The organism is Leptothoe sp. LEGE 181152 (genome assembly GCF_032906605.1).
GTDB classification, from domain to species: Bacteria; Cyanobacteriota; Cyanobacteriia; order Phormidesmidales; family Phormidesmidaceae; genus Leptothoe; species Leptothoe turfae.
This window is the reverse complement of record NZ_JASATU010000006.1, coordinates 187299-209595: the sequence shown is the minus strand read 5'-3', so window position 1 is coordinate 209595 and position 22297 is coordinate 187299. Positions and strand designations below refer to the sequence as shown.

At 47.7% G+C, this 22297-nt stretch carries 18 protein-coding genes and 1 CRISPR repeat array; of the genes, 8 read left to right on the top strand and 10 right to left on the bottom strand.

What is annotated here, in order from left to right:
* Window positions 1–73: 73 nt before the first annotated feature.
* On the top strand, window positions 74–1498 hold the full coding sequence (locus QGP82_RS04145) for a TIGR03985 family CRISPR-associated protein (protein ID WP_499057220.1): 1425 nt from the start codon (window positions 74–76) through the stop codon (window positions 1496–1498).
* 289 nt (window positions 1499–1787) lie between these two features.
* Window positions 1788–3265: a CRISPR direct-repeat array (repeat unit 37 nt; unit sequence GTCACAATCAACCACTTCCCCTCACGGGGATTGAAAC).
* Window positions 3266–4547: 1282 nt separating this feature from the next.
* On the opposite strand, the gene QGP82_RS04140 is transcribed toward QGP82_RS04145, so the two are convergent.
* The 3 genes from QGP82_RS04140 to QGP82_RS04130 form a co-directional block, all read right to left on the bottom strand.
* Window positions 4548–5288 carry a glutamine amidotransferase gene (locus QGP82_RS04140; protein ID WP_163661400.1) on the bottom strand — a complete coding sequence of 247 codons (741 nt, stop codon included), beginning with the start codon at window positions 5286–5288 and terminating at the stop codon, window positions 4548–4550.
* 64 nt (window positions 5289–5352) lie between these two features.
* Window positions 5353–6288, bottom strand: a complete 936-nt coding sequence (locus QGP82_RS04135) for a diiron oxygenase (RefSeq protein WP_250566179.1) — start codon at window positions 6286–6288, stop codon at window positions 5353–5355.
* A gap of 303 nt (window positions 6289–6591) precedes the next feature.
* Window positions 6592–6828, bottom strand: coding sequence for a thioredoxin family protein (locus QGP82_RS04130; protein ID WP_006517148.1), 237 nt, complete (start codon window positions 6826–6828; stop codon window positions 6592–6594).
* Between the two features lie 149 nt (window positions 6829–6977).
* Between QGP82_RS04130 and QGP82_RS04125 the strand changes: the two genes are divergently transcribed.
* Window positions 6978–7304, top strand: a complete 327-nt coding sequence (locus QGP82_RS04125; protein ID WP_163661396.1) for a winged helix-turn-helix transcriptional regulator — start codon at window positions 6978–6980, stop codon at window positions 7302–7304.
* Window positions 7305–8979: 1675 nt separating this feature from the next.
* Window positions 8980–9252, top strand: a complete 273-nt coding sequence (rbp, locus tag QGP82_RS04120) for an RNA-binding regulator (protein WP_163661394.1) — start codon at window positions 8980–8982, stop codon at window positions 9250–9252.
* 1124 nt (window positions 9253–10376) lie between these two features.
* Here rbp and QGP82_RS04115 read toward each other — a convergent pair.
* Window positions 10377–10658 (bottom strand): Calvin cycle protein CP12, encoded by a 282-nt coding sequence (locus QGP82_RS04115; RefSeq protein WP_499057218.1) that lies wholly within the window; start codon window positions 10656–10658, stop codon window positions 10377–10379.
* 271 nt (window positions 10659–10929) lie between these two features.
* On the opposite strand from QGP82_RS04115, the gene QGP82_RS04110 reads away from it, so the two are divergent.
* On the top strand, window positions 10930–12123 hold the full coding sequence (locus tag QGP82_RS04110) for a DUF4336 domain-containing protein (RefSeq protein ID WP_499057216.1): 1194 nt from the start codon (window positions 10930–10932) through the stop codon (window positions 12121–12123).
* Here QGP82_RS04110 and QGP82_RS04105 read toward each other — a convergent pair.
* Window positions 12101–13360, bottom strand: coding sequence for a tetratricopeptide repeat protein (locus QGP82_RS04105; RefSeq protein WP_163661388.1), 1260 nt, complete (start codon window positions 13358–13360; stop codon window positions 12101–12103). The genes QGP82_RS04110 and QGP82_RS04105 overlap by 23 nt on opposite strands.
* Between QGP82_RS04105 and QGP82_RS04100 the strand changes: the two genes are divergently transcribed.
* Together QGP82_RS04100 and QGP82_RS04095 are read left to right on the top strand one after the other, a co-directional pair.
* Window positions 13359–14594 (top strand): Caspase domain-containing protein, encoded by a 1236-nt coding sequence (locus tag QGP82_RS04100; protein WP_499057213.1) that lies wholly within the window; start codon window positions 13359–13361, stop codon window positions 14592–14594. The genes QGP82_RS04105 and QGP82_RS04100 overlap by 2 nt on opposite strands.
* A gap of 315 nt (window positions 14595–14909) precedes the next feature.
* Window positions 14910–15449: a phosphate-starvation-inducible PsiE family protein gene (locus tag QGP82_RS04095; RefSeq protein ID WP_163661386.1), complete on the top strand. Its 540-nt coding sequence runs from the start codon at window positions 14910–14912 to the stop codon at window positions 15447–15449.
* Between the two features lie 177 nt (window positions 15450–15626).
* Here QGP82_RS04095 and glgA read toward each other — a convergent pair whose 3' ends face one another.
* Together glgA and hemC are read right to left on the bottom strand one after the other, a co-directional pair.
* A complete protein-coding gene (glgA, locus tag QGP82_RS04090; RefSeq protein ID WP_499057209.1) occupies window positions 15627–17057 on the bottom strand; it encodes a glycogen synthase GlgA in 1431 nt (476 codons plus the stop codon).
* Window positions 17058–17234: 177 nt separating this feature from the next.
* Window positions 17235–18191: a hydroxymethylbilane synthase gene (hemC, locus tag QGP82_RS04085; protein ID WP_163661382.1), complete on the bottom strand. Its 957-nt coding sequence runs from the start codon at window positions 18189–18191 to the stop codon at window positions 17235–17237.
* Between the two features lie 131 nt (window positions 18192–18322).
* On the opposite strand from hemC, the gene QGP82_RS04080 reads away from it, so the two are divergent.
* The gene (locus QGP82_RS04080) at window positions 18323–19816 is read left to right on the top strand and encodes a tetratricopeptide repeat protein (RefSeq protein ID WP_499057207.1); all 1494 of its coding nucleotides are present in this window, start codon (window positions 18323–18325) and stop codon (window positions 19814–19816) included.
* On the opposite strand, the gene QGP82_RS04075 is transcribed toward QGP82_RS04080, so the two are convergent.
* On the bottom strand, window positions 19813–20547 hold the full coding sequence (locus QGP82_RS04075; protein ID WP_499057205.1) for a sulfite exporter TauE/SafE family protein: 735 nt from the start codon (window positions 20545–20547) through the stop codon (window positions 19813–19815). The two genes, QGP82_RS04080 and QGP82_RS04075, sit on opposite strands and share 4 nt — an antisense overlap.
* A 162-nt stretch (window positions 20548–20709) precedes the next feature.
* Here QGP82_RS04075 and QGP82_RS04070 point away from each other — a divergent pair, with 162 nt between their 5' ends.
* The gene (locus tag QGP82_RS04070; protein WP_499057203.1) at window positions 20710–21222 is read left to right on the top strand and encodes a MarR family winged helix-turn-helix transcriptional regulator; all 513 of its coding nucleotides are present in this window, start codon (window positions 20710–20712) and stop codon (window positions 21220–21222) included.
* 38 nt (window positions 21223–21260) lie between these two features.
* Here QGP82_RS04070 and QGP82_RS04065 read toward each other — a convergent pair whose 3' ends face one another.
* Together QGP82_RS04065 and remA are read right to left on the bottom strand one after the other, a co-directional pair.
* On the bottom strand, window positions 21261–21692 hold the full coding sequence (locus QGP82_RS04065) for a SufE family protein (protein WP_006517161.1): 432 nt from the start codon (window positions 21690–21692) through the stop codon (window positions 21261–21263).
* Between the two features lie 111 nt (window positions 21693–21803).
* The gene (remA, locus tag QGP82_RS04060) at window positions 21804–22061 is read right to left on the bottom strand and encodes an extracellular matrix/biofilm regulator RemA (RefSeq protein WP_006517162.1); all 258 of its coding nucleotides are present in this window, start codon (window positions 22059–22061) and stop codon (window positions 21804–21806) included.
* Window positions 22062–22297 lie beyond the last annotated feature (236 nt).

Below are 22297 nucleotides of genomic sequence, written 5' to 3'. Positions count from 1 at the left end.
ATGGTTTCCTTTTGCCAATTATGCATACACTTTAGAAGAGGGGGCTTCAAAACCAGCTTTCGCTAAAGTTGTGATGGTATTTAACTACTTACCTACACCTGAACTGTTACATGAATTAGCCAAGGGACGATTAGCAGATCGACTGTTACGGGCAGTACGCCTGTGGGTATTGCTGCATCAGCTATATGGACCTGATGCTTGGGCACAGCAGCTACCACAGCCATTTCGCTATGGTGATTTGCGCACTCTTCTCTTTGCACCAAGCCATGGCCGTAGTGAAACAGCGAAGGTACCAGAGCTAACTGCCCATTGCGACCTTGATTGTTGTTGCCAGCGTTCCCTAGCAACCTGGTTAATGGACAGTGATCCTGCCTTTTCGTTAATAGATTGGCAGCAACAAATTATGTGTTTGAGCCATCTACCAAAAGCGGCCATAGACACCGCTTTAGCCACCTGTCCATTCGCGACCGTGCATCGTTCGATTCGCAATGACTTATCCCATTTGGCCGATCTGGGCTGGCTGGCTGGGGAGAGCAAGGGACGGTTTCGTACCCTTGAGCCCCATCATTGGCCGCAGCTACAGATGCAGGCACCCATGCCGTTGGGTAATTTGTCAGTAGCACAGACCTGGGAGGTATTGCGATCGCTAGAGTCGATTTCGTTTGTGCAGCCCAATTTAAATGTAATTGTGCAATCTCTGTGGGAACAACTGACCAGTCAACAGTCAGTGACCACTGTAGAGCCAGAGCGGCGTATCTTTATCCATCTAGATTACATCCTGTCGGAGGCGATGCAGGAGCAGGTGGATACACTGCAAGAACAAATCGAACAGCTATGGCGCAGTGGCGGCGGTGTTATTCAGTTTAACTATTGGCGTAGCCCGGAGGACGCTGTACCGATTACGGTTTATCCGGTGTGTTTACATTATTCTCGACGGGCTAAATATCTCAGTGCCTATGGTGATGATCCAACCGGTGTATTCGGTTGGCATAATTACCGGTTAGATCGAATTACATCATCTCGATTGACGGTGTTTGTCTGGGGTGACCCCCAGGTCCCAGAATCGCTACGGGCGATGCGGCGCATGGGCCAATTACCAACGTCAGAAAATGTGAATGCGGCTTTGGACCAGGCCTGGGGGTTTAATTTTTATTTACCTCGTCGGTTGTTAATTATGCGTTTTCCGTCTGAGTTTGCTCGGTGGTATGTTGAGCAGACTGAGCGACACTCTACTTTTCAGGCGGTTGACTATCAAGCATTGCCAGGGTTAATAAAACAGGCGATCGGGGATAGTGACGAGCAGGCAACAGTGCTGGATATTTTAGCTCGGCGCAATCCGCAGGATGCTTATTATCGGGCTTGGATACGCCTGGGGGATATTAATATTGTGATGCGGCTCCGGGATTGGCGGCCTAAAGGTGAGGTGATTGCCCCCCTGGTATTACGTCAGCGGATGCAAGCAGAGGCGGATGCTGAGTTGAGGCATTATCAGGGTTGATGGGGCTAAACTAATTTAATGTCTGGTGCTGCCATCGGCTGCGCGACTGTGGGGCTGTGTTCTGTGGCAGGCTGAATAAAGGGGATGAAAAGCTTTGTCAGAGCGAATGAGCGGCTTTTTGCTTGTCTTTGGGATCCGCGCAAGGGCTGGAAGGCTTATTAGTTCAATGTTTTGTAGGATTAAGGTAACTTGAAGAAGTGCACATTTACTGGGCTGAGAACTATAATGGGGTAGGTTCGCGCAAATGTACCTTGAAAACTAAATGCAGCCAACGTTTCAATGGGCTGCCGTCACAATCAACCACTTCCCCTCACGGGGATTGAAACAAATAGGTAACACTTTTCACCGTCAGCATTGCTATGTCACAATCAACCACTTCCCCTCACGGGGATTGAAACTCTTTATATGGGCTTCCGAAATAGTGAAAAATTTTCAGTCACAATCAACCACTTCCCCTCACGGGGATTGAAACAAGGACGCTCTCGGGCTGCTCCCCAAACGGGTCGGGTCACAATCAACCACTTCCCCTCACGGGGATTGAAACAGCGATGGACATCCTAATATCGCCTTGATCCGGGGTCACAATCAACCACTTCCCCTCACGGGGATTGAAACTTTGAATCGTGATCGCGTTACGCACCAAGGTTTGAGTCACAATCAACCACTTCCCCTCACGGGGATTGAAACGGCTGAGTGGGGTGTTGACCAGGGGGCCTTCAAAGTCACAATCAACCACTTCCCCTCACGGGGATTGAAACTCACAGACACTGGCATCTTCAAGGCGCGATTATCAAGTCACAATCAACCACTTCCCCTCACGGGGATTGAAACTAGTGCCTCAGTATTCTGGGCAACTTGCTCCGCTAGTCACAATCAACCACTTCCCCTCACGGGGATTGAAACATCTTTGAGGCCCTGGAGCCTACTGTATCTATTGAAGTCACAATCAACCACTTCCCCTCACGGGGATTGAAACAACCGAAGCAAACGGAACGCCGCAAAGCATTTTTACGTCACAATCAACCACTTCCCCTCACGGGGATTGAAACCCGGTAGACCGTGGCGGGGAGTGTAGCGTTTCCCGTCACAATCAACCACTTCCCCTCACGGGGATTGAAACGTTCAATTTATGGATCATGAGTTTGGCGGAAACTGGTCACAATCAACCACTTCCCCTCACGGGGATTGAAACAAACAGATTAACGAAGGGATTCAACCGATCATTGAGTCACAATCAACCACTTCCCCTCACGGGGATTGAAACTCAATGCTGAATCTACGCACACAGACGGGTGTGTGTCACAATCAACCACTTCCCCTCACGGGGATTGAAACACATTGTGGATATTGAGCATTACTCCCGGATAAAAGTCACAATCAACCACTTCCCCTCACGGGGATTGAAACGCCTGAAAACAGATTCAGGATCAGAGACATACGTGTCACAATCAACCACTTCCCCTCACGGGGATTGAAACTCAAAGCCTGACTTACCCTTCATCGCAAGCTCGTGTCACAATCAACCACTTCCCCTCACGGGGATTGAAACGTGGCCAGGTAGCCGGTCCAGTGCCCGGAGTGAGAGTCACAATCAACCACTTCCCCTCACGGGGATTGAAACGGCTTCAGATAGAGAAGGATCAAAAATAGTTTCCCCAGTCACAATCAACCACTTCCCCTCACGGGGATTGAAACATTATGTCGCTATATCTGAATAGTTCCAGGATTTCGTCACAATCAACCACTTCCCCTCACGGGGCTACCGTGTACACAACGGTGTATACATAAGTCAGAGAGAATGGCCAAACCCCCTGAAGATTCAGTAGTTTCAAATACCCTGCTTAGGGTTCCCCTTGGATAAGGCTATCGTGTACACACATCTCGAAAGATAATGCCCTAAAAGGTAGCCTTGGCCTTGAATTGGCCCTCATCCTAAATCCTTCTCCCTGGGGGAGAAGGACTTTGAGGTCAGGCCCCCCTTCTCCCTCAGGGAGTAAGGGGTTGGGGGATGAGGGCTCGATACTTGGAGCTACTCTTCGACTTATGTATACACGGTAGCCTTGGTAAGGGGGAGGACTGGAGCTTCACCCCTTACCAAGGGGGGATTAAGGGGAATAATGCAGAATTGTGAACTCCCTTTCGAGATGTGTGTACACCGTAGCCTCACGAGGTGAAATAGGCAAAGCGTATCTACACGCTCACTACGATATCAGAATCAGACAACCAGGCATTTCATATAAGAAGCCCCCACGAACACTACGGCTCATGGAGGCTTCGGTTTAGATATAAAGGGTTAAGTAATACAGGATTCTGTCTACTTAGATATAGGGTTCGTGCTAGGAAGTTATTCCATACAGTGCTTTGCCTGTGAATTCACTGTATGCCGAAATGGTTTACATACATCCCTTTGCCGCACAAACCTATCGTCTGCTTACACAACTATCAATTTTTCCTAGCATGTGTCAGAGATCACTGTGGGATGAGCAGATAGGATATTAACTAAAGGGTTCTCAAGTGATTGTGCACTGTTTTGCCCAGAGAATTGTAGCGTCGGGCGATTAGTCTAGTGAAGCTTTAAACACAACAGCACCCAAAACAATCAACTGAAAAGTTCTCCTAAGTTCAACAAGACTTTTTAGAGTTGTTTTAATAAGGCGACCTTACTATAAACAGGGCTCTCTAGTGCCATTAAGAAGAGATATCAGTGAGTTGTTTGGGTGCTGTCTTTGATCCGTCAATTGATTCTACTGAGATATCTATTGTCAGACCTCCTTTCGTTATGGCCATAAGCCTTTCAGCTCATGTCCTTAGGATATTCCGATAATGCTTGAATGTCTCTTCTCTGATACAAACGTTAATGTTGTTATTTGTCATTGTTTTTCTTGTAAAACAGTGAGATAACTCTATGGTGTGATAGGTGATTGGGACATTTTGATTCGATCAGCTTAGCGGGTACTTTCTTTTTGGATACCGAGATACGCAAACGCCGAATCACTCTCGACGTTTGCGTACGTTCGATGCAAGTAAGACACCTTGTCAAGGTTATGCGCTAAACATTGACGGGCTGATTACGTAGATGAGTTGCTTGCTCAATTTGGGTTAACCATTGCCGCCAACAGAGACTGGCTAAGTGCTGCAACGTTTTCCCATATTTCTGTGTATCTTGGCGCAAGGCTGCAACTGTCACATCTGTTGTCGAGCCAATCTCACAGGCATGGCCAATAAACCATTTTCCCACTGTTTGGGTGATTACTTCTGGATGAAACTGTAGGGCTAAAATCGTTTGCTTGTAGGAAAATGCTTGATTTTCATACTTAGCACTTGAGGCTAAGCGATCGCAACCATCGGGTAATGTAAAGGTATCGCCATGCCAATGTAAAACAGCGTCGGCAGTCGCGAGGGGCTGTAAGACAGACTGATGACCTGCTTCACTTAAGTTGATGGGGGACCAACCAATCTCTTTCCCTGCGCTTCCAGGGTAAACCTTGGCCCCCAGAACACGCGCTATTAGCTGGGCACCTAAACAAATGCCTAGGGTGGGCAAATCGGCCTCAAGTCGGTGCTTTAATATCCGCAGCTCATCCTTTAGAAACGGATAATCTTGCTCATCATAGGCTCCAATCGGTCCACCTAAAATAATCAGCAAATCGGGGCTAGCTGGGTCAAGGTTAGCTAAATCATCGGCCCCTGCATCTAAATACTGAAGGGAATATCGCTGATCTTCTAAGACAGGGGCAAGGCTACCTACGTCTTCAAAGGCAATATGTCGAATTGCAATGGCTGTCTTCATGGTTCCTTTTTTGAAAACTTTTACGCGTTTTGGGTGTGTGTCTATCAAGAAGCAAGGTGTTGTCCTAGTCACATAAACCTGCTTGTGCAAAGCTGTCTGCCCCTGCTACAGAATCTAGCACTCCTAATTCCTTAGCCAGTTGAATGACATCGGAATAGTCAATTCTCAGCAGATCAACGTCTGCATTTGTCGCTGTGTCTTGGATGATTGTTCTGGCATTAGGAAAATTGATTTGCTGTAGCATAGCCCCCCATACATCTAGTTCTGCATCGGCAAACCAGCGGACAGGCTTGGGCAATATCTGGCTAAAGAACATCTGTTGCTCTAGTGACAAATTAGCGTACATACACTTGGCCAACTCTAGGAAAATACTATGGTGAGCCTTCTCGTCACGTAGGTGGGTATAAACAGTCAGCTGGTTCAAAGGCTGGATCTCCTTATCATACGCAAGCAGCGACAAATAATCGCTAACAAAAACCTCTGAAACAATAGCTGTAGCCATCTGAACAAGAAGCTTTTTCCATGGTTCTGAATAGCGTTCTTTTTCTTGCGTCATCTTTCTTACCAAGGTAAAACTTGGTAATTTTAAGTGTTGTAATTGACGATGTTCACGGGTGATATTGCAAGCATGCACAACCAGTTGAATGTGATAAGCTTCATCGACTAAGGTATCGCTAGCGATCAATTGGCTTGTCTCATCATCTACCCCTGGAACTTCCCGATAGAGAATATGATTACATGCTGGGGCAATTACCTTGGATTCAATATCAATTGTTTTTTCGTTATAGGCAATCCAGCCACAGGAAAGGACTTTTTGTCTAATTTCTGAAGGTGCAGCTAAAAAATCCGGGTGATCTTTAAATGGTAGCAAATCTAAACGAAAATCTTCTCGATTTGGGTTGAAGGCCATCTCGGATGATGACTCATATGCTACTTTCTTTTTAACTTGGCTAACCTGGGACCTAAGGTGCCAATTATGGGCCATTTTCTCCAATAGCATCCGAGAGTGAGAGATATCAGCTGAAGAGTCGGGCTTGACAGTTTGTGTTTTTGAGGGTTCAATTACTGAATTCATAGCGATTCCACTGATAAGCTTACGTTTCTAGCCGAGGGATTATCTAGCCAAGGGATTAATCGGCAGGTATAATCAACTTCAAGTGTTGTTTCCACTGCACGCTGAGGTGAGTAGATATTTATTACTTGTTGTTGATAGTTATAAAAGCCAATGGGAACTGGAAAACTCAAGTGTTTTAAACTACTTTCTTGGAGAGAATATTGTGCTTGAAGCAGATACCCGTTTTAGCTATTTCAAATCAGACAAACTAGCGCCAAAATTGATATGGAATGCTTCACCGTCTATCACCAGTGCGGGTACAGATTTGACGCCCGCTGATTCGGCTTCAGCAATCCGGGATTGATCATTGCCGAGATGTACGCTCTCCACATTGTAGCGAGACGTATCTATTGCTGTTGCCAGATTATTTTCAGCAGCAATACAAACTGAACAACCAGCATGATAAAAAGTAGCTGTCTTACTCATGATTTTTTCCTAGGTTAAGTATTGGGCGATGTGCGCCTATTGCTTAGGCTAAACGTAGGCAAACCATCTAGGAAAGGGGGCACTTTTTGGTGGGGTAGGCACTTTTTGGTTTAATTCATTGAACTATCTAGAGAAAAATTAGATAACAGATGCAAAGTAGCGCTCGAAAACTTGAAAATGTTCTTGGCTGCAAATGGTCCGTACCTGTCCTGCTTGCAGTGAGCAGTGGTGTTATTCGGCCAGGGGCTCTGGAAAAGCATATCAACGGTATTTCGAAAAAAGTCCTAGCAGAGCGTTTGCGAAAGTTAAGGGCATATGGCCTTTTAAAAAAACACTCGTTTCCTGAAGTACCACCCCGTACGGAATATTCCATAACGCCATTAGGCCAAAAGCTCATTGATGTTATCCAACAAATTCAGTCTCTCAATACAGAACTTGAGGAGGAAATTATTAAGGGTATAAGAGAGAATGATTGATGCTAGAGCTAGACAGTATGTTAACCACCTGCTCTACCAGGCTCGTGGCTAGGACTGCTTACCTAAGTAATAGACCTGGTTACCCAGAATGGATGCGGTAACCAAGCCCACACTAATGGCGACTAGTCAAATACCAACTTTGAAGCCTTTTTCTTTTGTGTCTGTCCTTGTGTAGTGCAAATTGCTACATATTGTAGTAAGTTGTAAGTTGCCTCATCAAAAATAACTCACTTGTTCTGCGATAAAAGCTATGAATTACCATGGGACATCATGGCAGTCTCGGCTCACAGCCTCAGTGGGGCCGCTGACACACACATTGAATTATCAGGGTTGCTGATGCAACTTATGGAGTGCTAAACAGTCCTCACCGCACTTGTGTTCAGTGACTAGTCAGTCAGCGTGCATGCGTTAGAGGCTTATCAGTAGAAAGTGGGCGTGATCCATGAATCAGGCCCACTTCAATTAAAAAATAAAATATGATAATGACTCAATTTGATCAGGAGCTTGCTGCTGAATTATACGCATTAACATATAGCACTGACGATTGCGCGGCTACTATAGAAGCCTCCACGAACACTAAGGCCCATGGAGGCTTCGAGTTAGATATAAAGGGTGCCTAAATAAATTTAGGTCAGTAGTACAGTATTCTGTCTACTTAGATATGGGGTTCGCTATAGGAGTTTATGCCATACAGTGCTTTGCCTGTGACTTCACTGTATGTCGAGATGGCACCTACCCATCCCTTGGCAGAATAACCCCATCGTCTGTTTACACAACCATCAAGTTTCCTTGGTTTGTGTCTGTGATCACTGTGGATGAAACTGATTGGGTATTAACTATAGGATTCAGCGCCTGTTTTGTGCCATTGCCCAGTGAGGTGTAGCGTTGGGCGATTGGTCTAGCAACGCTTTAAAACACAACAGCACCCAGAACGATCTACCTGAGGAATTCTTCTACATTTAACAAGACTTTCTAGAGTATTATTTGAAGAGCTTCTTCACTATCAATAAGACTCTCTAGCGCAAGCAAGAAGAAATATCAGTGACCTGTTTGGATGCTGGTATTGATCCTTCAAACGATTCTATTGAGATATCGATTGTTGACCTCCTTTGTTGTGGATATAAGCTTTTCAGCTCATGTATACAGCATATTCCCAGGAGAGGTTTATGTCTCTTCTGGGATATAAACGTTAATGTTGTTGTTTTTTGTTTCTGGTTAGTGAACTCGGTCTATGGTGTGATGTAGCATCAACTAGTGCTCATTTTGAGTTTATCTGTCTAGAAATAGATAACTCCGTCGCAGATTAAGAATCCACGCTCCAATCAAAATACAAATGACGAGTCAAGGGCAGCTCCGTTGCCTAAATGGTGAAATGCCACTGGCAAACCAAAGGATTTTCGGCCCTGGTCGTGTCATGTAGCGCTCAGTCAGATAGCCCAGTTTAAGGCGTGAATGCAGGTGGGGAGCGTAATGTAGGCCAAGGATAGTAGTGATTTTGACCCGCCGCAGTCCCTTACCCATCCAAGGTGCTGTCCCATGGCCTATAATTGACCCAGAGATTAAAGATCGGTTGGTAGCTTTTGTTTTTAGTATTAACGAGTTTTATCGTTTTTCCATTGACATTTCCCTTCTCGAAACTTCCCTCTACATATCCCCTAAGTTTTGGAGAAAATCCATGTCAATCTATGTAGGCAATCTGTCCTATGACGTTACAGATGCTGATCTAACGACTGCATTTGCAGCCTATGGAACAGTCAAGAGTGTTCATCTGCCCACTGATCGTGAAACCGGTCGCATGCGCGGCTTCGGTTTTGTCGAGATGAGTACAGATTCTGAAGAAGAAGCTGCCATCGAAGCACTAGATGGTGCAGAGTGGATGGGGCGTGATCTAAAGGTTAATAAAGCTAAGCCCCGTGAAAATCGCGGTGGCGGTCGCAAAAGTTGGTAAAAACTTTTCCCATGGCCATTGCCTATGGCTATTGAATATATGACGTCCAGTCATTCGTAGCTGTTTGGTTGTAAAGGTTAGCTCTAACTAAAAGGGTTCAGGTAGAAGTACCTGAACCCTTTTATGTATCAGTTGTACGGGATGCACTCAGCACCCAATCTTGGTTAACCCTGACTAGCCCCCTGCTCCATCAGCGGACAATGGACTTATTACGCGCATCAAGGCAAAAACTTTCTGGAGGTTATCGATAGCCTTAGTATGAGCCTCCCATCCCCCCATCCCCCTTTGATCCTGGGCAAACCTAAGCCACAACGTACTAATCGAGCAGCTTGCCTATACTTCCATATAAGAAGCCCCCACGAACACTAAGGTTCATGGAGGCTTCGGGTTAGATATAAAGGGTTAAGTAGTACAGTGTTCTGTCTACTTAGATATAGGGTTCGCTATAGGACGTTACTCCATAGTTTGCTTTGCCTGTGAGTTCACTATATGCCGAGATGTAGCATATGCCCTCCTTTGCAGGATACCCCCACCGTCTCCTTATATAACTATCAATTTTTTCTGATTGGTGTCTTAGATCACTGTGGCACGATCAGATGAGGTGTTCACTAAAGGATTCCAGGGATATTTGTTGCTACTGTCCGACGACTGAGGCTATCGGATGATTCTCTAGTAAAGATTTAAAGTGCTACAGCACCCATAACAATCAACTGAAGAGTTCTCCTAAATCTAACAAGACTTTTTAGAGTTGTTTTATAACAGGTGAGCCTACTATAAACAGAGCTCTCTAGTACCAGTAAGAAGAGAATCAGTGAGTTGTTTGGGTGCTGTCTGTGATCCGTCAAACGATTCTGTTGAGATATCTATTATTAGACCTCCTTTCGTTATGACTAGGGCTTCTCAACCCATGTCCTTAGAATATTCCGGCGATGTTTGAAAATCTCTTCTCTGATACAAACGTTAACGTTGTTTTTGTCACTGTTATTCTTGTCAATCAGTGAGATAACTCTATGGAGGCGTTATGTTCAAGTTGGGGATAATAAAAAGCCCCTACCGATAGGGCAGGGACTTAAAGTGTACGTATTTAGAAGAGAGGCAATGCCTGAGTGCGGGTGTCTAATGCCTTAGACGTCATACACGCGAGCTTCAGCAGCGCCAGGATTCTCGGCACAGTAGCGAACAAAGGCTATGGTGGGATTGACCTTTTGGTGACCCGCTTTCGCCGTTTGCAGTTCTTCGACGGTTTCCCAGGCAAGAGCTACCTCAATGCTCTCGGGGCCTTGCATCTCAGTGAGGCGACGGGCATGTTCGAGTGCGGCTTGGAGTTGTGTTTCAAATGCTGATTTTGATGATGGTGCCTTTAGTGGTGTAGAAGCTGTTGTGGGTGTAATAGTGGTGTTAGCCATGGTAAGAACTACGTTTTAAGAACTACGTTGGTGATGGACTGTTGGTAGCTCGCACACTGCCTGTCATTTTAGCGACTGTAAATCCACCCACATATAAGTTTCATCTCTAATTGGCTAACTTTCTTTACCTACTAACTTTCGTTACCGATCTCAGGGGATCACAATCCCTTTAATCCACTATCCGTCAACAAGTTTAGGATTTTCTCATCACCTTAGATCGGCCAGGGTCGTAAAATACTAAAACTTGAGCGTTAAATCTGGAGGAGAGGGTGTGTCTGACTCGCGGGCAATTGAACGTTCCGCCGACTGGTCGTGGCCATGGTGGCCGCTGGTGCCGTTATATCCCTATGGTCAGCGACGCACACTGCGCCGTGAGGTAATCGCTAACCAGGTTTGGACCTTTGACCAAATGCAGGGCATCTTGTATGTGGTGGTGCCCATTCGCATGACGGTGATCCGGCTGGCTGCCGGAGGTTTGCTAGTCTATGCGCCCGTTGCTCCTACCCCCGAATGTATTCGTCTGGTCCATGAGCTTGTGGCTGAGCATGGCGATGTAAAGTACATTATTTTGCCCACCGTCACTGGGTTAGAGCACAAGGTATTTGTAGGACCCTTTGCCCGCAAGTTTCCTTCAGCTCAGGTATATGTTGCGAAACATCAGTGGAGCTTTCCGCTGAATTTACCCCTCAGCTGGCTAGGCTTTCCCATGGGCCGTACCCATTGGCTACCTGAGAGTCCTGCTGATGCTCCCTTTGGTGATGAGTTCGATTACCGTGTGCTCGGTCCCGTCAATTTAGGGATTGGTCCCTTTTCAGAAGTAGCCCTGCTGCATCGGGCGTCTAAAACATTGCTAGTGACTGATTCGGTGGTTTCAATTCCAGCGGAACCGCCAGCAATTGTGCAGCTAGATAGCTATCCGCTGCTGTTTCATGCCAAGGATAGTGCTGCTGATCACCTGGCAGATACGGCTGAAAATCGCCGCAAGGGTTGGCAACGTATTGTTTTGTTTGCCTTCTACTTTCGCCCCGATGCGCTTAAAGATCCTCAATGGTGGCGGGTTTTACGGGCGGCTAAAACGGCATCTGATCGGTCTAAGCGGGCTTATTTTGGTTTATATCCCTTTGATTGGCACCCCCACTGGCAGCGATCATTTGAACGCCTGCGGGGGAATGGCAGATTGATGGTTGCGCCGGTTTTGCAGTCTTTGATTTTTAACCGGTGTGCAAAAGCGGTTTTAACTTGGGCTGATGAAGTCTCCCAGCTGTCGTTTGAGCAGATAATTCCTTGCCATTTGAATGCACTGATTAAGGCGGATGGGCACACATTCCGCCAGGCATTCTCATTTTTGGAGGCAGAGAACCGGGCTGGACGAGGGGGTGATTTGCCAGAAGCAGATTTTGATTTGTTGAATCGTATCAGCCAGCAGCTAGAACGTATCCGCATTATGCCTCCGCCTGGGCCGTAGCCCCCGGTTTCTGGCGGAAAATCAGGGCGGTATAGATTTGAAACGCGGTATCCCAGTCGCTAGGCTTACGCCGCTGTAGATCCAGATAAACTGGCATATAGGGCAGTAAGGGCACCACTTCTAAAGCGCCCTGGCCAAAGTTGCTAAAGTCTTCCCACACCGGGCATTCAGTTGTACTGGTGATTTGCTGCATGAGGCCATTCCAACGAATGCGGGTGGATGTGAGATTCGTTTGGTCAGGCACTAGGGCAACGCTATTGCGGAATTCGTAGGTGCGATCGCAAATCCGCAAAATACTCTTCCGCCCATGTACATGCAAATCCATCACCTGGACATAGTCCTGAACCTGCACTTTGTCCTTGGTTTTACCCCAAGGTCCCTTTTCCGTAACGCGCTCAAAGACTGGCAGCTGAGCCCGAATAATTTGAGTGACCTCAGACCAGTCAAACTGCATTGAGCCCATCTGACCAGTTGGACTCTGGCATACAATCACTGGTTCCGGTGCGATCTCGCGAAAATGCTTAATCTGAAACACCTGCACAGTTTTTAGATCGTCAATGGTTGACCATAACGTTGGCACACCTACCGCCTGCAACGCCTCACCGTAATATTGCATTTCTCCAATGGGGCCGCTGCGCTGCAATCGCATGCCCCGCTTAGGTAGCTGCAGTCTTGCCATATACGGGTCAATGCGTAAAACGTCGGCGAGTCCCATGGCCGCTTGCTTAGCATCCTGCGGTGGTGTAATCACCAGTACCCCTGGCTCATCACTGCCCAGCACCGCCTTTGCTTCATTGAGAGCTGCTTGACGGCTAGCCTCCCGTGCTTGCTGCACACGCTTTAATCCGGCACGAGCCTGTCCCATGAGCTTAGGATTATTCACCCGTTTGAGAAAGGTGAGATAGGTTTTCTCCGCCGCATCCCACTGTAGTGTGCCTTCGTGCAATCGCCCGATCGATAGCAACATAAACGGATCTTTAGGAGCCGCCTTACGCCACTGCTTAAGCAATTGACTGGCACGACGATAATCCTGGGCTTCAAGGGCTGTAGTGACAAGTTGATGCATAGGTTGGCGGTTGCGACGGCAAATGAGCCAAAAATCTTTCCCATTGTAATCATGGAAATCGGTAGGAGCATCCCCCTGAGGAGTGCCTGGTTCAGGATAATGGCTTGTGAATGCCACCAATGATGCAGAAACCTTGTCTAAAATAAGGCAAGGTACATCGGCATTCCCCATGCGCAAATTCCCGTTTCTGACTCAGCTGTTAACGACCAGCCTCATGGGTATTGCCATTGGTTTGGTGGTGGGCTGGAGAAAACAGGCATATACAGAGAATGCCCCATCGGTTGCGCAGGCAGTCGTTGTGCCCATGGAATTTTTGGTGTTAGCTGGGGGTGGGGCTGCTTACTACAACGAAATTGCCCTGGAGAAAAACGTACGTTACTTTCAACGCACTCTCAATACCCTCAAAATTGACATCAGCAGTGTTCGCCAATATTTTGCTAACGGCAATGATGGTCAGCCCACCGTTCGCTACATCAACCTTGTCGGGCAAGAGCAGTTTAAGCCTCCAGAAATTGACAGTCTGGATGGTGCTGCCACCGTTGATAATGCTCAAAAATGGTTTGACGATTTAGCCAATAAGTCTTCACCATGCCCAGCATTTTTCTATTTCACTGGCCATGGTGCTTATAACAGCGAGAATCCCGATAACAATGCGATGATTCTCTGGGAAGAGAAATTGGTTTCAGTGCAACAACTGGGCGGTTGGCTCGATCAGCTATCATCCGATCAACCCTTTGTGGCAATGATGGCCCAGTGTTTTTCAGGATCCTTTGCTAATCTCATTTATGAACAGGGTAATCCTGAAAATCCTGTTGCTTTACAAACTCGCTGTGGTTTCTTTGCCACCGTCGCTGAGCGGCCATCGGTGGGCTGCACGCCCGCAGTGAATGAGGCCGATTATCGTGATTACAGCTCTAGCTTTTTTGCTGGATTAAGCGGTGTTGACCGTGTAGGCCAGCCAGTGGCATCGGCTGACTATAATATCGACGGAACAGTCTCCTATGCTGAAGCCCACGCCTTTGCAAAAGTGGATGAAGAGACCACTGACTGGCCCGTGTCTACCTTAGAAGTGTGGTTGCAAAAACAAGCCAGCAAAGACAAGATTGCTGAGGTTTTGGCCCGGCCTATGGATGACATTCTGAACCAGGCTGAACCCCATCGCCAGCATGTAATTCGTGCGCTGAGTGAGAAGCTTTCTCTGGATCTAAAACAGTCCTATTCTAGTCAAATGCCCCCGATTGATTTTGAATCTGTTACCGGTGCCTACTGGGTGCGTTTAGGCATGGAACTGGTCAACATCTCAATGATGCAACAGATTCAGCAGGGCGATCAAGATGACTTAAAACTAGTGTTAGAACAAATTACGAACTGTGAAAACAGCAGTATTGCCACACCACAGTCGTAGGGGCGCTGGGGCTTATCCGTTTGAAGTATTTGTCTGGCAAATAGTCCAGATATCTTTTTATAAGAAAATATTATCAATTGATTTTAAGATTGACATTTTACAAATCATGATAAACCGCTAATCATAGGAATTAACCTATCAACCATTCCAGCAGATAGCTCCTGTGGTTAAGCTGACTGGTTGGTACTCATCCTTTCAAGAATCTGGGCGTTTACGCGACAGTTCGCAGTACTGATCCAACGGTTCCCGGCAATCTGTCGTTATATCTGGGATTAAGACTGCTTCGCTCGCCTGACCATTTACCTTCTAACTATTATGGAATCCTTATCGGCATCAAAGTCCCCTCGCTGGAGCAGCTGGTTCAGTGGCACCCACGTTGTACGCTTCTTAGAGCTGATACAAGACTTGATTGTGATTTCTCTCTGCATTGGTTTGTTTAGCTTTATGGTGATGCAGCTACGAGAGATGTTTTTGTCACTGTTACCCCCTTTGAATTTCCCTCAGGTCACCGCCGATATATTGTTCCTGTTGATCCTGGTAGAACTGTTTCGGTTGTTGATTATCTACTTGAAAGAGCACCGTGTTTCTATTGGTGTGGCGGTGGAAGTCTCGATTGTGTCAGTGTTGCGGGAAATCATTGTGCGGGGCATTTTGGAAACCCCGTGGGTGCAGGTCATGGCTGCCTGTTCTTTTCTGCTCGTGTTGGGGACTTTATTGGTGGTCCGTGCCTGGATTCCGCCCACATTTGATGGCATTGACCCTGAGCAGCAGGTGTCTCGTCGTCATCGGATACGCTTTGCCAAAAAATTAGCTGAAATGGAAAACAAACTGGATGCTGAATTACGACAGTCTTAACTGGGCAGATGCGAGAGATTGGCAGCTCAATCTTGTCGAGAGCTGCCTGGATTCGACAACAAGCACTGATCTAGTTCGCGACGATGTTTAGTGTTTTTAGACATTTATCAACAACACTGCTCCAGCTTGATGGATATGGGTACTAATGCTCGGAGCAGCCATAACCAAATCGGCGGCTTAGTTGTGCTTGATTGCCAACTGGCCGCCATACTCAGTGGGGATTTGACTTTCAGCAGCTATTCCCTTGATCTCGCTATAGAGTTTGATGTATTCCAGGGCAGAGTTTTCCCAACTAAAGTTTTCTGCCATGGCCCGCTGCTGTAGTTTTTTCCAGAACGGCTTGTACTGGAAGCCTTCCCAGGCACGGACCATACAGGTAAACAAATCTAACGGCTCATAGCGGTCAAAACAGTAGCCGGTACCAGTGCCAGTGACGGGGTCGTGATGGCTAACGGTATCCACAAGGCCACCTGTACGCCGCACAATCGGTACACAGCCATAGCGCATCGCAATCATTTGACTGATGCCGCAGGGCTCAAATTTTGATGGCATTAGGAAGGCATCAGCGCCAGAATAGATTTTTTGGGCTAGCTGGCTACTGTACATCAAATAAACTGAGACGCGACCGGGGAAACGGTTGGATAATTCCCAAAGCTGTGTTTCGTAATGGCGGTTTCCAGAGCCCAAAAGTACGAGCTGTGCATCGGTATAGGCCAAAAATCGATCCATCGTCTGCAAAATTAGGTCGATACCCTTTTGCTCGACTAACCGGCTAACCAGACCAATGAGAAAACGCCCGTCGTTAACTTCTAAGCCCATTTCTTTCTGGAGGGCTTCTTTGTTGAGCGCGCGTTTTTCTAAGGTTTCTGCTGTATAGGTCTGGGTAATTTGCGCATCGGTTTCAGGGTTGAACTCATCGAGGTCAATACCGTTGACGATGCCGCTCAGTTTCTCACTGACATAGGACAGCAGTCCTTCTAGTTTCTCGCCGTATTCTTTGGTTTGGATTTGTTGAGCATAGGTGGGAGAAACGGCATTCACCCGGTCGGCATATAGTAGGGCGGCTGCCATGGTGCTGTCACCCTTCATGTACCAGGGACACCAGGTGATTTTGTCGAGTTTCCAGCGCCAGGGGCCTTGATAAGCCAGATTGTGAATGGTAAATACAGTGGAAATTTCAGGGGATTGATGCATCCAGACTGGAATCATGCCCGTGTGCCAGTCATGGCAGTGAATGATATCGGGTTTCCAATGGTTCCAGCAAAATTCGGCAGCACCGTTAGCAAAGAAGGTAAAGCGCCAATCTTCGTCTGGAGTGCCGTAAATTTCATTGCCATCAAAGGCAGGATGACCAAATAGGTATAGCGGGACCTCTGATTTTGGCAGTGTGGTTTCGTACACTGCAAAGGCATTGAACATGGCATACCCCCACCAGGTGGGCTCGTCGGGGATCCCTACCTTGTCTCCCATAAAGCCGTAATAGGGCATAAATATGCGCACGTCGTGCCCCATGGCGCGCAGTGTTTTGGGTAATGTGCCGACCACATCTCCCATGCCACCGACCTTTGCTAAAGGTGCGGCCTCTGCTGCCACAAATAAAATTCGCATCGCGTTCCTATTGCCCCGATGAAAAACCCATCTTCCACGGGATCAAGTCTAGAGGGGGATTGGATTTGTGCATAGTGTTTAAGCCTACGGAAGGGCAAGTAAACCAAACAATTCTTAGGGGCGTTGCAGGCAACGCCCCTAAGAATGTAGACCGCTCGACTATGGACGAATGCGCAATTAACGGTTTTCAGCGTTGATCGTATCCAAAATTGCTTGGGCACCGGCATCTCTAGCTCGCTTAGCCAAAGTAGTTCCCATTTCATCCGCTGTCGTCACAGGACCTGAGATTTCATCCTTCACCACTGTCTGACCATCCAGGCTAGCGACGATACCGGTCAGTGTGAGAGTATCTCCCTCAATCACGGTGTTCACACCAATGGGGACCTGACAGCCACCTTCTAGCTCCCGCAGGAATGCGCGCTCTGCGTAGCAACGCTGGGCAGTGGGTAAATGCTCCAGTGTTTTAATAACCGCCAGAATATCGTCGTCACCGCTGCGGCACTCGATACCCAGGGCACCCTGGCCCACAGCATGCAGAGAAACATCGGCAGGAACCACTTGCTGAATGCGATCAGCCATGTCCAGACGCTTTAAGCCCGCGACAGCCAAGATAATGGCATCGTACTGGCCTTCATCGAGTTTACGTAGACGGGTATTTAAGTTGCCGCGAATATCTTTAAATTGGAAAGACGGGTAGTGATGACGCAACTGGGCGAGACGACGTAAGGAAGACGTCCCAATGACAGCGCCTTCAGGTAGCTGATCCAGGTTTTTACCCGCATGCTTCTCGTGGGCAACCATGGCATCGGCGGGGTTTTCTCGCTCGGTCACGCAGCCTAGCATTAGTCCTTCGGGTAGGCGAGTGGGTAAGTCTTTCAGAGAATGAACGGCACAATCAACGGTGCCGTTGAGCATGTCGTCCTCAAGTTCTTGGGTAAAGAGGCCCTTGTCGCCAATTTTAGAAAGGGAGACATCGAGAATTTTGTCCCCTTGGGTTTCCATAGTTTTAACTTCGAAGTTAATCTCAGGAAAGCGTTTTTGTAGCTCACCCTGCACCCAGTGGGTTTGCACTAGGGCAAGCTGACTTTTACGAGAACCAATCCGAATAGTGCGGGTTGCTACATTTGGGGACATAGTTAACAGATTTGTTTTATGGTTAGACAGCCAGCAAAGGCCTGCTGACAAAAGATTTACACAAGATCTTAAGGTTACAGCACGGACGACCGCTCACGGTTGCAAAGCAGCGTAAGTACAAAGTTCTGTAAATGAGTGTTTATTTTAGTTTACGAAAGCGGCATTGGTTTCGATGCTTGGGCCAGCGACTAGCGGGTAGTTTAGCTGTCCTTACATTAATGTCGTTGCCAGCCTATGGTCAGCGTTTAGACCCGGTGCTGCTGGATGCATTTCTGAGTGATCCGTTGGAGGAGGAACCACGGGATCCATTGCTACCGACGGCGGTGGTGGATCGTCCCCTGAGTCCTCTAGAACTTTACGCTCTGGAACTGGCGCTATTTCAACTGGATGCTGAAGCGCGGGCACTGCTGCTGGCGGAACAGCCTGATGAAGCGTTTGAACTCTGGATGCGTGAGTTGCAACTACGTCGTGTATTTGGCCTTGAAGCAGAATTGGAAGCGTTGAGCCGTATTGGTCAGCAGGCTTGGAATTCGCAGCGATCGCAAGAGGTCCGTTTAATGTCGGTGCGGCTGGAGCGGATTTGGGAAGCAGAAAAGGAATCGGCCACCTTAGAACGGGTGGAAACCATTGCGACGATTGCTCAGACGTTGCGGATGCGGGACACGTCCACGGAGATTTATCAGCAACTGATCGACATGACCGCTGCGGATACGCTGACTCAGCAGGGGTGGGTGGTGGTGCTGGCGGCCCACTATTTACAGTGGTTTGATTTTGATAATGCGGCTCAGCTATATACCCAGTTAATTGACAGGGCTGACATCCAAGGCAACACCCTGGAGCATACGCAATATTTAAAGGAGCTGATTTATAGCTATCAGCAAGCCAAAGACTATGCCCAAGCACTGCCGGTGCAAACCGAGTTGCTAAGACTGTATAGAGCGACGGCTCAAAATGATCGCGAACCCCCCCTAGAAATTGATATGGCTCGTAATTTTCGAGCCATTGGGGTTTATCCCCAGGCGCTGCAATATTACAACCTGGCCTACGTGACGGCCCAGAGCCTACAGCTGTATGGTCATGTGAGTACTGTGCTGAAAGACTTGGGCGATTTGTATGCCGAGCAAGGCCTGACCAATGAAGCGCTCACCATGTATAACCTGCTGGTCAGGGCTGAGCAGCAAGCGTATAACCAGCACGGCATTTTAGAGGCCTATGACCGCCTGGGGCAGCTATACCTGAGCATTGATGATCGCGACAATGCTTTGGTTGCTTTTCGTGCAGGGCTGGCGTTTTCGGAGTCCCTTCAATACCGTGAAGCCTACTTTAGAGGTGAGGTGGCCAAGCTCAGTTTAGACCGTACCCCAGAGGACACTGCTGAGGCTGAAGAGACTGAGCCCACCCTGGGGGACTCTTTAAGGGAGGAACTCAAGGATAATCCTCCCTTTGATGTTGCTCCGGTGGAAATTGAGCCCCCCGACGATGGCGAGCTCAGTGAAGAAGATCTCACGGAGGATGCAATCCCTGAGGAACTACCTGAGGTGGAAGTGATCACCGACGAAACCATTGATATTACACCCGAGGAGCCTACACCTGAGGCTCCACCAGCACCAGGGTCAGATAATTAAATCAGCAGTTTTAAGCCAATTGCCCCCAGTAGCACGAGGACAATCTGCCGAAAGTTAGCGGCATCAATATATTTAGATAGCCAAATCCCGAGGCCTAAACCTGCGACAAAGAACGGTGCTGCATATTCTACCTGGGTGAGTAGGGCGGCGCTGAAATCGCCTTGCCAGATGTGGGTTGCGATCGCAACCAACGACAGCACACAAAACACCCCCGGTAAGTTGCCCTTAAACTGCTCAGGGCTCCACTGATTGCAGTTGCCATAGATCACAATCGGCGGCCCACCAATATTAAAGGCCCCTGTCAAGACGCCCGAGGCTGCACCAAAGGCATAGGCCCAGGGGCGTCCGGTCAGTTCTGGTAGCGATAGCTGTAGCCATGAGTAACCAACATAGGCCAAAACCAGAACACCGAGCGCCTGTAGCGCCAAATGCTCTGGGACATAATGCAGGCCCATAACGCCCACTGGAATTGTCACCAGGGCAGCCACCGATAAATGTATGATCCGGGACCATTCAAAATTCTCCCGGTAGTACCACCAGAGGACGACGTTGCCAATCAGCCCCACGGCGATCACTAAAGTCACCGCCAGCTGTAGGTCCATAAAAAATGGCAGCAATGAGACTGCTACCAGGGCAAACCCAAACCCTGTCAGGCTCTGCACTAGAGACGCCAGCCCCACAATTAAACCAATCCAGAGACTGTCAGCCATACTCGCATTGAGGATGTCCATAGGGTCCCGCCATGATTACGTACTTCTAAATCTTACTGATTATTAAGAAAAATGTTGTGATGTAAATCTTAGCTTTTCAGCCTAATGTGCTAGCTACTGATGTAATTTACGAGTTTAAGTGCTAAATGGTTGAATATACAACTAGTGAAGTGTGACTTAACCATGGCGGCAACCTACGGTACCCCTAAAGAAATTGCTCGTCAGATGACCAATCACTGTATTGCCATGCGATTACGACAAATCAATCGTATGGTTACGCGTCTCTATGACGAGGCTTTGCGCCCCTTAGGCTTAACCGTTAATCAGCTCAACATCTTAGCCACAATTATTAGTCGGGGGCCAATTGCCCCTGGCCAGCTAGGGCAAATGCTCGGCATGGAAAAGTCCACCATTAGCCGCACCATTGACCGCATGCAGAAACATGGTTGGATTGAGATTGGGCCTGGCAAAGACAAACGGAGTCAGTTCCTCAAGGCCACGCCCCAAGGTCGGCGACTGTTACTCACAGCAGTTCCGATATGGCATGAGCTTCAGGCCAATGTGCTAGACTCCACCGCTGAAAATGCAGGAGTACTGGCTGCATTTGGCCTTACAGCACCTAAAACTGAGAAAAACCAACAAGAAGATCCAGATGACTTCTACAGCGATGAATTTGCTACGGATTTCTATTCTTAATACTGTAGGGGCGTTCCATGGAACGCCCCTACAGTAGGTTATTCATTCGCTAGCGCCATCGCCTTCTGCTGCATTGTTTTAAAGATGTTGTAGAACCCATTGGCTCGCGATGGCGTGAGGCTCACATCCAGTTGGGTCTCTTTTATAAAGTCGGGTTCCAACTGCACGATGTCGCGAGGTGGTATTCCCTTGAGACCCTCAATCAATAAGGCGACCAGACCCTTCGTAATTTGTGCATCTGAATCACCTTGAAAACAAACATTGCCCTCTTCATCTGCATTGGCAAGGATGTAAACCTGTGAGACGCAGCCTTTTACCTTATTTTCAGGTGTCTTAGCATCTTCAGGAAAACCCTCTAGACGTTTGGCGTACCACAACAACTGCTCGTAGCGACGTCGCGGGTCTTGAATCCGTTGAAAACGTTTGACAATTTTGTCTAAGGCGGGAGGACGAGCGGAATTAACGGACATCTGCAAAATGCGATTTTTTTGCCATTACGAATGTCTCTAGTGTAAACCGCTCAAGTCTCTATCAAGGCTTTATTGCTCAATAAGGTAGGATTATTAGCCGCCATTTGCCTGTCAATCACCGTTTTCCTTGTTAATCATGAAACGATTGGCAACAGTCTCAGGCTGTAGCGCTGACAAAATCACATGGTCTGAGTCGGTGACGATCACGGCCCGTGTACGCCTGCCGTAGGTGGCGTCAACCAGTTGTCCTGTGTCGCGGGCATCGCCAATCAATCGTTTGATCGGTGCAGATTCGGGGCTAACGATGGCAACTACCCGATTGGCAGATACGATATTGCCAAAGCCAATGTTGATAAGCTTAATATCCATAAGTTCAAAAGCAAGCATCTAGAGCACAAAATTGCAAAAGCAGCAACAGCTACCATGCTTAATAATGCGCTCGTTTAAGTGCGTAAATGACTAAATCCTAGTACCGAAATGTTAACTAAAAAAATAGGAATTAAACATGAGAAAAATGAGGCCTAATGATTGAGAATGACGAATTCTTCATGGATTTACTGACCTCCAGTGTGCTCGCTTCTTAAGGAGCTTGAATAAAAAACGGG

Bases quoted from the DNA above. Each gene is read 5' to 3' on its own strand.
- QGP82_RS04145 (WP_499057220.1), top strand. From the start codon at position 74: ATGGTATTTAACTACTTACCTACACCTGAACTGTTACATGAATTAGCC.
- QGP82_RS04140 (WP_163661400.1), bottom strand. From the start codon at position 5,288: ATGAAGACAGCCATTGCAATTCGACATATTGCCTTTGAAGACGTAGGT.
- QGP82_RS04135 (WP_250566179.1), bottom strand. From the start codon at position 6,288: ATGCTATTGGAGAAAATGGCCCATAATTGGCACCTTAGGTCCCAGGTT.
- QGP82_RS04130 (WP_006517148.1), bottom strand. From the start codon at position 6,828: ATGAGTAAGACAGCTACTTTTTATCATGCTGGTTGTTCAGTTTGTATT.
- QGP82_RS04125 (WP_163661396.1), top strand. From the start codon at position 6,978: ATGCAAAGTAGCGCTCGAAAACTTGAAAATGTTCTTGGCTGCAAATGG.
- rbp (WP_163661394.1), top strand. From the start codon at position 8,980: ATGTCAATCTATGTAGGCAATCTGTCCTATGACGTTACAGATGCTGAT.
- QGP82_RS04115 (WP_499057218.1), bottom strand. From the start codon at position 10,658: ATGGCTAACACCACTATTACACCCACAACAGCTTCTACACCACTAAAG.
- QGP82_RS04100 (WP_499057213.1), top strand. From the start codon at position 13,359: ATGCGCAAATTCCCGTTTCTGACTCAGCTGTTAACGACCAGCCTCATG.
- QGP82_RS04105 (WP_163661388.1), bottom strand. From the start codon at position 13,360: ATGGGGAATGCCGATGTACCTTGCCTTATTTTAGACAAGGTTTCTGCA.
- QGP82_RS04095 (WP_163661386.1), top strand. From the start codon at position 14,910: ATGGAATCCTTATCGGCATCAAAGTCCCCTCGCTGGAGCAGCTGGTTC.
- glgA (WP_499057209.1), bottom strand. From the start codon at position 17,057: ATGCGAATTTTATTTGTGGCAGCAGAGGCCGCACCTTTAGCAAAGGTC.
- hemC (WP_163661382.1), bottom strand. From the start codon at position 18,191: ATGTCCCCAAATGTAGCAACCCGCACTATTCGGATTGGTTCTCGTAAA.
- QGP82_RS04080 (WP_499057207.1), top strand. From the start codon at position 18,323: ATGAGTGTTTATTTTAGTTTACGAAAGCGGCATTGGTTTCGATGCTTG.
- QGP82_RS04075 (WP_499057205.1), bottom strand. From the start codon at position 20,547: ATGGACATCCTCAATGCGAGTATGGCTGACAGTCTCTGGATTGGTTTA.
- QGP82_RS04070 (WP_499057203.1), top strand. From the start codon at position 20,710: ATGGCGGCAACCTACGGTACCCCTAAAGAAATTGCTCGTCAGATGACC.
- QGP82_RS04065 (WP_006517161.1), bottom strand. From the start codon at position 21,692: ATGTCCGTTAATTCCGCTCGTCCTCCCGCCTTAGACAAAATTGTCAAA.
- remA (WP_006517162.1), bottom strand. From the start codon at position 22,061: ATGGATATTAAGCTTATCAACATTGGCTTTGGCAATATCGTATCTGCC.